We start from the raw sequence: 12,023 nt of genomic DNA on the forward strand, positions 1-12,023 counted from the left end.
GGCGCGGCGGCGTCAGTTCAGCACATGCACCAGCCAGAGCGAGAGGGCGGGGAAGGCCGTCAGGAGCGCCAGGCGGATGAGGTCTGCCAGCACGAACGGGATCACGCCCTTGTAGGTGCTGATGATCGGTACGTCCTTGGCCACCTTGTTGACGACGAAGACATTGAGGCCGATGGGCGGTGCGGCAAGGCCGATGGCGACGACGACAAGGACGAGAATGCCGAACCAGATGGCGACGTCTTCGCTGGTCATGCCGAAATCCAGCGTCAGCACGATCGGCATGAACACCGGCAGCGTCAGCAGGATCATCGCCAGTTCGTCCATCACCGCGCCGAGGATGATGTAGGCGACCAGCATGCCCCACACCACTGCGTAGGGCGACAGGCCCGAATCGCCGATCATTTCGGCTAGGCCCATCGGCATCTGCGTCAGTGCCAGGAAGGCGCCGAAAACTTCCGCGCCGAGCAGGATCAGGAAGATCATGCCGGTCGTCTCGGCTGTCTGGAGGAAAGCCACCTTGATGCGTTTGCGGTCCAGCGACCCTTGAGCGACGCCGATCGCCAGCATGATCGCCGCGCCCACCGCAGCCCCTTCCGTCGGCGTGAACACCTCGCCATAGATGCCGCCGACCACGATGATCGCCACCGCCGCCGCCGGGATGATGGCGAAGTCGAGGAGCAGGAAAACCAGGCCGACGATGCCGAGCAGCAGCGCGCCGACGGTGTTGGCATAGCCGACCGACCATAGACCGATGGCTGCGATCACCGCGATCGCTCCCAATGGCCGTGCCCAGACCGGGCGGGGCGTCGCCTGCGGCGGCGTGATCTCCAGCGGCGGCGCCAGTTCGGGCTTTCGCCGCACGATGATGGCGATGGCGATGCAGTAGAAGGTCGCCGCCATCAGTCCGGGGATGAGGGCTGCCTGGAACAGCTTGGCGATGTTCTGCTCGGCTGTGATGGCGTAGATGACCAGGATAACCGAGGGCGGGATCAGGATGCCCAGCGTGCCGCCGGCGGCGATGGTGCCGGTGCCGAAACCGGGATCGACCTTGGCGCGGCGCAGTTCCGGCAGCGCCGCACGGCCGAAGGTGGCGGCGGTGGCCACCGAGGAGCCGCAGATGGCGCCGAAACCGGTGCAGGCTGCGATCACCGCCATCGGCATGCCGCCGCGCACGCGCCCCAACCTTCGTTCCGCCGCACGGAAAAGGGTCGAGGCCATGCCCGATCCCTCCGCCAGCGCACCCATGAGGATGAACAGCGGGATGACCGACAGCGTATAGCTGGCGAACTGGCTGTAGGCATTGACGCGCAGGTAATAGATCAGCGCATGCATGCCGTTGAGATACGCATAACCGGCGGAGCCGACGACCAGCATGGCGAGCGCGATCGGCATGCGGATGGCGATCAGCACCAGCATGGCGCCGAAGCCGATCAGCGCGATGGAGAACCCGCTCATTCGCGTACCTCTGACGATGTATGCACCGCGGGCGGGAGCCGGTGGATGATTTTGAGGATCGCCGTCGCCACCGCGATCAGGCAGGCGAGCCCGGCAAGCACGGAGCACAGCAGGTAGACCGGCCACACTGGCCACGGGAGCTGGATCAGCGTCAGCCCGTTCGTGCGCGCATCCATGCCGCCGGCGAACAGGCCCCAGGCGAAGAAGCCGAGGAACGCCGCCAGCACCAGATCCCAGACGCCGTCTATCGTCGCGTTCACCCTGGCCGGCAGCTTGAGCGTGAAGGTATCGACGGCGATGTGGCCGCTGCGCGCTTGCGTCTGGCCGAGGAAGGCGAAGACGGATACGCCCACCGCGATCTCGACCATTTCGTAGTCGGCGGGGATCGGGCTGTTGAACAGCCAGCGGCCGACGACGCTGACCGTCACCAGCGCGGCGGCGAGGCATGTCAGCGTGCCGCCGGCCACCGCAAGCGCGGCGGCCAGCCGGTCGATCCACCGCACGTCTGGCGCGCTGTCAGGGGGTGCCGGTGTTTCCATGGTCAAACCCCTGCCGCCTGGCGCTCAGGACGGCATCGCCGCCGCCCGGTTTGGCGCGCCGTCACGCTGTTCGTCACGCCTTGCCGTATTTCGCGATCAGCTCCTGCGCGGTCTTGATCAGTGCGTCGCCGTCGAGCCCCTTGGCCTTGACGTCCTCGACCCATTTGACGTGGACCGGCTTGGTGGCCTCGATCCAACGGGCTTTCTCTTCCTCGGAAATCGAGGAGACGACACCCTTGCCGTCGGCCTTGATCTTGTCGCCCACTTCCTTGCCGACAGTGTCCCACATTTCACCGGCAAGGTTGGCGAAATGCATGCCGCTCAGCTTGTCGAGGACGCCGCGCTGGTCGTCTGACAAGCGCTCGTAGCTGCCCTTGTTCATCGCCAGGAAGAAGGTCGTCGTATAGAGCGTCGGCGAGCCGGGGATGGCGGTGTGGAACTTGGTCAGCTCGTCCACCTTGACCGAAGGCACCACCTCCCACGGAATGACGCAGCCGTCGATGGCGCGCTGCGCCAGCGCCTCGGGCACCTGCGGCACCGGCATGCCGACCGAGGTGGCGCCGAGCGCCGTCAGCGCCTCGCCGGCCAGCCGCGTCGGGTTGCGCAGCTTCAATCCGGCAAGGTCTTCCTTCGTCTTGATTTCCTTGTTGGTGTGAATCAGGCCGGCGTCATGCGCCCAGAAGCACAGGATCTTGGTGTCGGCCGTCTCCTTGGCGATATGCGTCTCGCCGAATTCCTGGCAGGCCGGCGCATTGGCCTTGGCCTCGGCCGCTGCCACGAAAGGCAGCTCGAACACCTCGGTGGAGGGGAAGCGGCCGGGCGTGTTGCCCGGCAGCGTCCAGACGATGTCGACAACGCCGTTGGCCGCCTGGTCGTAGAGCTGCGGCGGCTTGCCGCCGAGCTGCATGGCCGGGAAAATCTGGATCTTCAGTCTGCCCTGGCTCTCGTCCTCGATCGATTTCGCCCAGGGCGTCAGAAGGCGGGCGTGCACGTTGGAGACCGGCGGCAGGAAATGGTGCAGCTTGAGCGTTACCGTATCCTGCGCGCGGGCGATGCCGCTCTTGAGCAGAGCGGGCGCAGCCAGAAGCGCGCCGGTGGTTTTCACGAAGCTGCGGCGAGATAGTGTCATGGTTTCCTCCCTGGAAAACGGCAAGGCGCCGCCATTTCGTTGATAGCCCGGACGAAGCGCCGGGTTTTGTTGGCCGGTTGCCCGGTTGTCCTCCCTCGACGGCTGCCGCCGTTCAAGCAGCCTGCATCATCCTTTCCGGACGATCAACCGGCATGGGTTGCGGCTTCGAGCGTCGTTTGGTGCCACAGACGACCCCCGCCGGCAACCCGGATGCGATCCCGTCGTCCTCCGATGACGGTTTGCATCTTGCTTCACACGTTAATTTTAGCTGGCCGGCGCTGTCAAGGCGCGGGATCGGCTACGCCGCTTCCCGCACCTGATAGTCCTTGATCGCGGCGAAGCGGATGGCCTTCCAGCGTTCGGCCTCGTAGTTGAGCGAGAACTCGTGCTGGGCCAGGAAGACCGGATCGCCGTCGAGGTCGCGGGCGATGTCGCCGCGATGCCCCTCGACGAAGCGGGTGAGTTCCGCACGCTCGTCGGCCGAGATCCAGCGGCAGACGGAAAAGCGCGACATTTCGAAGTCCACCGGCAGGCCGTATTCGACGGAAAGCCGCTCCTTCAAAACGTCGAGCTGCAGAGCGCCGACGACGCCGACGATGGCCGGCGAGCCGTCTTCCGGCTGGAAGAGCTGGACGACGCCCTCCTCGGCCATCTGCTGCAAGGCTTCCTTCAGCTTTTTGGCCTTCATGGCGTCGCCGAGACGCACGCGGCGCAGGATTTCCGGCGCGAAGTTCGGCACGCCGCGGAACAGGATTTCCTCGCCCTCTGTCAGCGTGTCGCCGATGCGCAATGTGCCGTGGTTGGGAATGCCGACCACGTCGCCGGCATAGGCCTCGTCGGCGGTGACGCGCGAGCGCGCGAAGAAGAATTGCGGCGCCGAAAGGCTCATCGGCTTGCCGGTGCGCACAAGCTTGGCCTTCATGCCGCGCTCCAGCGTGCCGGAGCAGACGCGCACGAAGGCGATGCGGTCGCGGTGGTTGGGGTCCATATTGGCCTGGATCTTGAAGACGAAGGCACTCATGCCCGGCTCGGTCGCATGCACCGTGCGCGTGTCGGCTTCCTGGTCACGCGGCGGCGGGGCGAAGGCGCCGAGCCCCTCGATCAGGTCGCGGACGCCGAAATTCCTCAGCGCCGAGCCGAAGTAGACCGGCGTCAGGTGGCCTTCGCGGAAGGCATCAAGGTCGAAAGGTCGGCAGGCTTCCCGCGCCAGCTCCAGTTCCTCGATGAAGGTCGGCCGCTCGTTGTCGGGCAGCAGGCCGGCGACGCGGTTGGAATCCGGCCCGTTGACCGGCGTGCGCCCGGTCTCCGTGTCGGACCGCCGCACGGCGTTGTCGGCCAGGTGGTAGGTGCCCGAAAAAGTCTTGCCCTGGCCGATCGGCCAGGTGATCGGCGCGGTGTCGAGCGCCAGCTTCTGTTCGATCTCGTCGAGGATCTCGAAGGTGTTGCGCGCCTCGCGGTCCATCTTGTTGACGAAGGTGACGATCGGGATGTCGCGCAGCCGGCACACCTCGAACAGCTTCAGCGTGCGCGGCTCGATGCCCTTGGCGGCGTCGATGACCATGACGGCCGAGTCCACCGCCGACAGCGTGCGGTAGGTGTCGTCGGCGAAGTCCTCGTGGCCGGGCGTGTCGAGCAGGTTGAAGACGTTGTCGCCATACTCGAAGGTCATCACCGAGGTGACGACCGAGATGCCGCGCTCGCGCTCGATCTTCATCCAGTCGGAGCGCGTCTGGATGCGATCCTTCTTGGCCTTGACCTCGCCTGCGAGCTGGATGGCGCCGCCGAACAGGAGCAGCTTTTCCGTCAGCGTCGTCTTGCCGGCGTCGGGGTGGGCGATGATCGCGAAGGTGCGGCGGCGCGAAACCGCCTGGGAAATCGTCTCGGCCATGTGAGGAATCCGTTGTCGCGCGGCTTATAGCGGCGGGGCGCTGGCCTGTCGAACAGGAATTTTCGGCCGTCGGCTCCGCCAGCTTGACAATGGCATAAGTCTTTACTTATGATAAGCTATGGCTAATAGCAGTGCACAACTCACCGCACTCGGCGATCCGACCCGCAGGCAGATTTTCGAGCTTGTCGCCGAGAAGCCCCGGTCGGTGGCGGAGATCACGCGGGCGATGACGGTTTCGCAATCGGCCGTTTCCCAGCATCTCAAGGTCCTGCGCGAATCCCGGCTGGTCCGCGCCGAGCCCCGGGGGGCTTCCAACGTCTACCAGATCGACCCGGAGGGCCTTGGCCAGATGCGGGCCTGGCTCGATCGGTTCTGGAGCCGGACGCTGGCGGCCTACAAGATCGCCGTGGAGCAGCCCGGCGAACGGCAACCGCAAGAGGAGCAGACATGAACACGCATGTGCCCATCGCAACCGTGAGGCAATCCGTCGTCGTCGAAGCGCCGATCGAGCGAGCCTTCAAGGTTTTCACCGAGGACTTCGGCAGCTTCAAGCCGCCCGAGCACAACCTGCTTGCCGTGCCGATCGCCGAGACGGTCTTCGAGCGGCACGTCGGTGGCCATATCTATGATCGTGGCACTGACGGCAGCGAATGCCGCTGGGCGCGCGTGCTGGCTTATGAGCCGCCCGACCGCCTGCTGCTGAGCTGGGACATCAGCCCGCGCTGGCAGATCGAGATGGACCCCGACAAGACGAGCGAATGGGAAGTGCGCTTCACCGCCGAGACGCCGAGCAGAACGCGCGTCGAGATCGAGCATCGCAACCTCGACCGCCACGGTATGGGCTGGGAAAGCGAGCGCGACGGCGTTGCCGGCGATCAGGGCTGGCCGCTCTATCTCAGCCGGTTTGCCAAACTTTTCATATAGGCTGACGATCCAGGGCGATACCGCGCCAGTTACACAGGAAAGGTCGGCAGCCGCGCCTATGCCGGCTGCCGATCGCGTCGTATGCCAGTGGAACTGCCGCATCAGGCCACCGCGGCTTTGTGCTCCCTCGCGGCAATTGCCGGGACCCAGTCGCGCAGGGCGGCGCCGATCATGTCGGGATGGTCTTCCTGCAGGTAGTGCGCGCCGGGGCCGAGGTTTATCACCTTGCAGTCGGTCAGGGTGGCCGCGAAGGCATTGGCTGCGGCGGGCGAAACCAGCGCGCCAGGCTCGCCGTGGAACAGGATTTTCGGGTAGGTCGAAAGGTGGAGCGCCCGGTGGTCGTGCGCGCTGATGGCCGCGACATCGGCGGGCAGACCTCCGATCGGCATTTCGTTGGGCATGCTCAGGATCGGCTTGCGTGAGGCCGGCGTCGGGAAGGGCGCACGGTAGGCGTCCATCTCCTCGGCGCTCATCTTGCGCATCACCGAAGCGGGCAGCACCCGCTCGATGAAGATATTGTCCTCGAGAACGAGCTTTTCGCCTTGGCCGGGCGTGCGGAACGCCTTGAACAAGGCGCGCGCCTCGTCGCGCTGGTGAAAATCCTCCCAGCGGTCGAAGGGCCGGATGAATTCCATGAAGGCGAGGCCGAGAATGCGGTGCGGCCGCCGCGACGCCAGGTGAAAGGCGAGCGCCGTGCCCCAATCCTGCGCCACCAGCACCATGTCGCCGATGCCCAGCTTTTCGATGAAGGCGTCGAGATAGCGCACCTGGTCGAAGAAACGGTAGGCGATGTCGGGCTTGCCGGACTGCCCGTAGCCGATCAGGTCGGGCGCGATGCAGCGGCCGACCGGTGCGACGTGGGGAATGATGTTGCGCCAGATATAGGACGAGGTCGGGTTGCCGTGCAGGAACAGGACGGTCGGCCCGTCTCCGCCCGCCTCGACGTAGCTCATCGTCGAATCGAGTACGTCGATCTCGTGGCGCTGCTGCTTCAAAGTCTGGTCGGCACTCATGACGGAACCTTTCCAAATGTTGTTGCGAAGATGATCCTCTTGAACCGCTCCAGCGGTTCGGGGCTGCGCTCCACCTTCATGCGCAGCATCGCCCCCTGCCACGACGACAGAAGGAAATCGGCGAGGTCGTCGGCTTCGAACCGGTCGTCGATCTCGCCCGACGCCTGGCCTTCGCGGATGCAGTCGGCGAAGGGCTGGCGCCAGCGCTCGAAGATGGACACCAGTTGCTGCCGCAGCGGCTCGCTGTGCACGACAGTCTCCAGGCTGAGGTTTCCGATCATGCAGCCGCGCGCCCAGTCGGCGGCCTCTAGCTTCGAGGTGATGACGTCGAGATAGCGCTTCAGGCGGCCCACCGGCGGCGTGCCGTCGGCGGCAAGGGCCGTTTCCACCAGTCCGGAGACATAGGCGAAGTAGCGGTCAAGCACCTCGCCGACGAACGCTTCCTTGGACGGGAAGTGGTTGGTGAAGGAGCCCGGCTTTGCCCCTGCCGCCGCGACGATGTCGCGGACGCCTGAGGCGGAGTAGCCGGCGTCCCAGAGGGTGCGGAAGCCGGCGTCGAGAAGTGTTTCACGGAGCGATTGTCTAGCCATGAACGGAATAATACGTACGTACGTATTGAAGTCAAGTATGAAAATTCACGTAGGCGTCAGCGACATCGGCGCTAGGGCGGATAGGAGCTTTTCGCCAGATCCCGAGGCGGGGAAATGCAGCCGGAACAGCAAGGAACCCGATGCTGCGGCTCCGGCGAGGATCGGCACGCCACGACCGCTGCAAATGGGAGCGCGCAGCCGTCTCACATCGCCAGGATGGCGCCGCCGCCGTGGCGGATACGGCGGGATCGCCAGGGGGCGAGCGGCGCCGTCAGCCGGCCAGCGCCAGGTCCTCGCTTGCCGGCTCGAACGGCCGCACCGTCATGCCTTGCCGGGTCAGCGTGACGAAGCTGCCCGGCGGCACTGCCTGCCAGTCGCAACCGTCGCGGTCGAGCGGTTCGGACATGATGCAGCGGCCCTCGCCGAAGGCCGACGCATAGAGTGTCGGCGCGGTGGCGTGCGTGGTGTAGCGCACGGCGTAAAGCGTCTGCCCGTCGGCCAGCGCTGCGGTGAGCTTGAAGGACGGCTCGATGCCGGCACCGCGTTGTGCCGCGATGACGCGCCGGGTGGCGCGTTCCATCGCGCCCTGCGGGTCCTGTTCCAACCCCTCGGCAAACAGGAGAAGAAAGAAGAGTTCCGAATCGGTACCGCCTTCGAGCCGTTCATAGAGGTCGTCGGTCAGGCCGGCCTCAAGGGGGCGCCGGATCTTCTCGAAACCGCCGATCTGGCCGTTGTGCATGAAGGCCCAGCGACCGAGGATGAAGGGATGGCAATTGGCGCGGCTGGTAGCGCCGCCGGTCGAGGCGCGCACATGCGCCAGGAACAGCCGGGACCTGATCTGCCGGCACAGGCTTTTCAGGTTCGGGTCGGACCATGCCGGCAGGATGTCGCGGTAGAGGCCGGGTTCCGGCCGGTCGCCGTACCAAGCGACGCCGAAGCCGTCGCCGTTGGTCGGTGTCTTCGCCTCCAGCGCGTGGTGGCTCTGCTCGATCAGCGAATGGCAGGGCGCGGTGACGATGTCTTCCAGGAAGACCGGTTCCCCGAGATAGGCCGCCCAACGGCACATGATCGCCTCTCCTTGGCTCGCGACGCCTGCACCAGAATCGCCGATCATGGGTAAAAAAGCGTGAACACGGCATTTTTCCGCCTCCTTTGTCGGCAAGCTGCAACCAACCTGCCGGCATGTCATGACGGGTATTGAGAAAAGCCGTTGAAAGCGACCGCCCGCCGATTGACCCGCGCCGTCCCCTGGCCGATAGGATCGCCGCCATGTCCGCTCCCTCCCAGCAATCCGTCATCCCCCTGATCGGCTTCGTCCGCTTGCCGCATGGCGAGGGTCTGCCCCTGCCCGCCTATGAGAGCTCGGGTGCGGCCGGCATGGACCTGCGCGCCGCCGTGCCGGAGGATCGGCCGCTATTGATCCTGCCCGGCCGCCGGGTGCTGGTGCCGACCGGGCTGGTCATGGAAATCCCCGAGGGCCTGGAAGGTCAGGTCCGGCCGCGCTCCGGCCTGGCGCTGAAGCACGGCATCACCTGCCTCAACACGCCCGGCACCGTCGACAGCGACTATCGTGGCGAGGTGAAGGTGCTGCTGGTCAATCTCGGCGACGAGGATTTCACCGTCGAGCGCGGCATGCGCGTGGCCCAGATCGTCTTTGCGCCGGTCGTGCAGGTCCGGGTCGAAGAACGCAGCCTCGCCAACGGCACCGCGCGAGGCGCCGGCGGCTTCGGCTCGACCGGGACGGCGTGAGTATGGCAGCGCCGAAGCTGGTGATCTTCGACTGCGACGGCGTGCTGGTCGACACCGAGAATATCGCCAACGAGCGGCTGGCCGCCTGGCTGACCGAGGCCGGCTATCCGGTCACCTTCGAGCATTGCCGCAAATATTTCTCCGGCCGCTCCATGGTGTCCGTGCAGCAGGAGGTGGAGGCCGCCGGCGCCAGCCTCGGCGCCGATTTCGTCGAGCGCTGGAACGCCGGCCTGCCGGAACTCCTCGGCGGCCGGGTCGAGGCCGTGCCGCATGTGCGCACCTTCATCGATACCGTGCGCACCGCCGGCATCCCCTATTGCGTCGCCTCTTCCGCGCGGGTGACGAAGATGCACATCACGCTCGGCGCCACCGGCCTACTGCCGCTGTTCGAGCACGCCATGTATTCCGCCACGATGGTCGGCCGGGCGAAACCGTTCCCGGATCTTTTCCTCCATGCGGCACAGTCGATGGGCGTGGCGCCGATGGACTGCGTCGTCATCGAAGACAGCGTCGCCGGTACGATGGCTGGCATCGCCGCCGGCATGCGCGTGTTTTCCTATCATGGCGACGCCTATGCCGATCCCGACGGGCTGGAACTGGCCGGCGGCATCCTGTTCGACGACATGCGCAAGCTGGCCGGACTCATCCCCATTTCCGCCTAGGGCTGCTCCCGCATCTTTCGCTGTCGCGGCGCGCTACGAACCCGATTCCGATGCTTTCGCGCGGCTCGCCGAAGAGAACGAGAAGCACTTTCGGGCAAATGGCAGGAGCCTGCGTCTGAGCCAATCGCATTCGTTTGCCCGGCCAATGCCGGAAGACTACCTTGCATCAAATTCAGCTTCTAGGAGACGTTCCATGGACAAGGGCAAGGTTTTCCGCGATCTGCACGCTTCCACTTTCGTCATCCCGAACCCCTGGGATATCGGCACCGCCCGGCTGCTCGCCTCGCTCGGCTACAAGGCGCTGGCGACGACGAGCGCCGGCTATGCCTTCTCGCGCGGCCTGGCCGACGGCGCCGTCGGCTTCGAGGCGATGATCCATCACTGCCGCGAACTGGTCGGCGCCACCGACCTGCCCGTGTCGGCCGATCTCGAAAAGGGCAAGGGCGACAGCCCCGAGCGCGCCGCCGAAACGATCTTCGCCGCCGAGGCCGCCGGTCTTGCCGGCTGCTCCATCGAGGATTTTTCCGGCGACGAGAGCCAGCCGATCTACGAGTTCTCGCATGCGGTCGAGCGTGTCGCCGCCGCCGCCGAGGCCGCGCGATCGCTGAAGCGGGATTTCGTCTTCACCGCCCGCGCCGAGAATTTCCTGCATGGCCGCCCCGACCTCGACGACACGATCAGGCGTTTGCAGGCCTTCGAGAAGGCGGGCGCCGACGTTCTCTACGCGCCCGGCCTTTCCAGCGTCGAGATGGTGCGCACCGTCTGCTCGTCCGTGTCGAAGCCGGTCAACGTGCTCGCCGTGCCGGGCTTCTCGGTTTCGGAACTGGCGGCGGCCGGCGTCAGGCGCATATCGGTCGGCTCGAAGCTGACGACGGCGGCGTTCGGCGCCGTGCGGCGCGCGGCGGTCGAGATGCTGGAGGCCGGAACCTTCGACTATGCCAGGGAGGCGATGGCCTTCGGCGACCTGCAGGGGCTGTTCGCCGGCAACAAGGCCTGACGGCGGCGCCGGGTTGCAAATCCGGTGCAAGCGGCTAGAACCGCCCGCGGTGAGCAGCACCGCGCGGGGAGCCCGATGAGCCAATACGACGTTCTGTGCATCGGCAATGCCATTGTCGATATCATCGCCCAGTGCGACGAAGCGTTCCTGGAGACGAACGGCATCGTCAAGGGCGCGATGAACCTCATCGACACGCACCGCGCCGAACTGCTCTATTCGCGCATGGGGCCGGCGATCGAGGCATCCGGCGGCTCCGCCGGCAACACGGCGGCCGGTGTCGCCTCCTTCGGGGGCCGCGCCGCCTATTTCGGCAAGGTCGCAAAGGACCATCTCGGCGAGATCTACGCGCACGACATCCACGCCCAGGGCGTCGCCTTCGACACCATGCCTCTTGAAAGCGGTGCCCCGACCGCGCGCTCGATGATCTTCGTCACCCCCGACGGCGAACGCTCGATGAACACCTATCTCGGCGCCTGCGTCGAGCTTGGCCCGGAGGATGTCGAGCCTGAAAAGGCGAAAGGTGCTGCCGTCACCTATTTCGAGGGCTATCTGTGGGATCCGCCGCGCGCCAAGGAAGCGATCCGCCAGACCGCGGCAATCGCCCACGCCGCCGGGCGCGAAGTGTCGATGACGCTGTCGGACTCGTTTTGCGTCGACCGCTATCGCGGCGAGTTCCTCGACCTGATGCGTTCTGGCACCGTCGATCTGGTGTTCGCCAATTCGCATGAGATCAAATCGCTCTACCAGACGGCTTCCTTCGACGAGGCGCTGGCGCAGATCCGCAAGGATTGCCGCATCGCCGCCGTCACCCGCTCGGAAAAGGGTTCGGTGATCGTGCGCGGCGGCGAGACGGTCGTCATCCAGGCGACGCAGATCAGTGAACTGGTCGACACCACCGGCGCCGGCGATCTTTATGCCGCCGGTTTCCTGCACGGCTACACCAAGGGGCTCGACCTGAAGCATTGCGGCGATCTGGGCTCGCTTGCCGCCGGACTGGTTATCCAGCAGATCGGCCCGCGTCCCCGCCAGAATCTGCGCCACGAGGCCGAGCGGGCGGGCCTGCTGTAGGGGTTGGCC

At 66.0% G+C, this 12,023-nt stretch carries 13 protein-coding genes; 6 read left to right on the forward strand and 7 right to left on the reverse strand.

Annotation, left to right across the window (positions count from 1 at the left end):
• Window positions 1–12 precede the first annotated feature (12 nt).
• From FGU64_RS14625 to FGU64_RS14640, 4 genes are all read right to left on the reverse strand, one after another.
• Window positions 13–1,455 (reverse strand): TRAP transporter large permease, encoded by a 1,443-nt coding sequence (locus FGU64_RS14625; protein WP_139953868.1) that lies wholly within the window; start codon window positions 1,453–1,455, stop codon window positions 13–15.
• Window positions 1,452–1,994, reverse strand: coding sequence for a TRAP transporter small permease (locus FGU64_RS14630; protein ID WP_139953869.1), 543 nt, complete (start codon window positions 1,992–1,994; stop codon window positions 1,452–1,454). The genes FGU64_RS14625 and FGU64_RS14630 overlap by 4 nt, the downstream gene beginning before the upstream one ends.
• Before the next feature lie 73 nt (window positions 1,995–2,067).
• On the reverse strand, window positions 2,068–3,123 hold the full coding sequence (locus tag FGU64_RS14635; RefSeq protein WP_139953870.1) for a TRAP transporter substrate-binding protein: 1,056 nt from the start codon (window positions 3,121–3,123) through the stop codon (window positions 2,068–2,070).
• Between the two features lie 298 nt (window positions 3,124–3,421).
• Entirely contained in the window at window positions 3,422–5,011 is a 1,590-nt protein-coding gene (locus FGU64_RS14640) for a peptide chain release factor 3 (RefSeq protein ID WP_136357453.1), read from the reverse strand.
• Between the two features lie 118 nt (window positions 5,012–5,129).
• Between FGU64_RS14640 and FGU64_RS14645 the strand changes: the two genes are divergently transcribed.
• Together FGU64_RS14645 and FGU64_RS14650 are read left to right on the forward strand one after the other, a co-directional pair.
• On the forward strand, window positions 5,130–5,462 hold the full coding sequence (locus tag FGU64_RS14645; RefSeq protein WP_136357451.1) for a metalloregulator ArsR/SmtB family transcription factor: 333 nt from the start codon (window positions 5,130–5,132) through the stop codon (window positions 5,460–5,462).
• Window positions 5,459–5,935 carry an SRPBCC family protein gene (locus tag FGU64_RS14650; protein ID WP_139953871.1) on the forward strand — a complete coding sequence of 159 codons (477 nt, stop codon included), beginning with the start codon at window positions 5,459–5,461 and terminating at the stop codon, window positions 5,933–5,935. Before FGU64_RS14645 ends, FGU64_RS14650 begins: the two co-directional genes overlap by 4 nt.
• Before the next feature lie 101 nt (window positions 5,936–6,036).
• Here FGU64_RS14650 and FGU64_RS14655 read toward each other — a convergent pair whose 3' ends face one another.
• The 3 genes from FGU64_RS14655 to FGU64_RS14665 form a co-directional block, all read right to left on the reverse strand.
• Window positions 6,037–6,948 (reverse strand): haloalkane dehalogenase, encoded by a 912-nt coding sequence (locus FGU64_RS14655; RefSeq protein ID WP_139953872.1) that lies wholly within the window; start codon window positions 6,946–6,948, stop codon window positions 6,037–6,039.
• Window positions 6,945–7,538, reverse strand: coding sequence for a TetR/AcrR family transcriptional regulator (locus FGU64_RS14660; protein ID WP_139953873.1), 594 nt, complete (start codon window positions 7,536–7,538; stop codon window positions 6,945–6,947). Before FGU64_RS14660 ends, FGU64_RS14655 begins: the two co-directional genes overlap by 4 nt.
• Window positions 7,539–7,809: 271 nt before the next feature.
• A complete protein-coding gene (locus FGU64_RS14665) occupies window positions 7,810–8,604 on the reverse strand; it encodes a class II glutamine amidotransferase (RefSeq protein ID WP_139953874.1) in 795 nt (264 codons plus the stop codon).
• A 203-nt stretch (window positions 8,605–8,807) separates the two neighbouring features.
• On the opposite strand from FGU64_RS14665, the gene dut reads away from it, so the two are divergent.
• From dut to FGU64_RS14685, 4 genes are all read left to right on the forward strand, one after another.
• Window positions 8,808–9,287 carry a dUTP diphosphatase gene (gene dut / locus FGU64_RS14670; protein ID WP_139953875.1) on the forward strand — a complete coding sequence of 160 codons (480 nt, stop codon included), beginning with the start codon at window positions 8,808–8,810 and terminating at the stop codon, window positions 9,285–9,287.
• Between the two features lie 2 nt (window positions 9,288–9,289).
• Complete coding sequence (locus tag FGU64_RS14675) at window positions 9,290–9,949, forward strand: HAD family phosphatase (protein ID WP_139953876.1); 660 nt, start codon at window positions 9,290–9,292, stop codon at window positions 9,947–9,949.
• Between the two features lie 193 nt (window positions 9,950–10,142).
• Window positions 10,143–10,946, forward strand: a complete 804-nt coding sequence (locus FGU64_RS14680; RefSeq protein WP_139953877.1) for an isocitrate lyase/phosphoenolpyruvate mutase family protein — start codon at window positions 10,143–10,145, stop codon at window positions 10,944–10,946.
• A 75-nt stretch (window positions 10,947–11,021) separates the two neighbouring features.
• Window positions 11,022–12,014, forward strand: a complete 993-nt coding sequence (locus FGU64_RS14685) for an adenosine kinase (protein ID WP_139953878.1) — start codon at window positions 11,022–11,024, stop codon at window positions 12,012–12,014.
• Window positions 12,015–12,023 lie beyond the last annotated feature (9 nt).

Source organism: Mesorhizobium sp. 8 (genome assembly GCF_006351905.1).
Classification (GTDB): domain Bacteria; phylum Pseudomonadota; class Alphaproteobacteria; order Rhizobiales; family Rhizobiaceae; genus Mesorhizobium; species Mesorhizobium composti.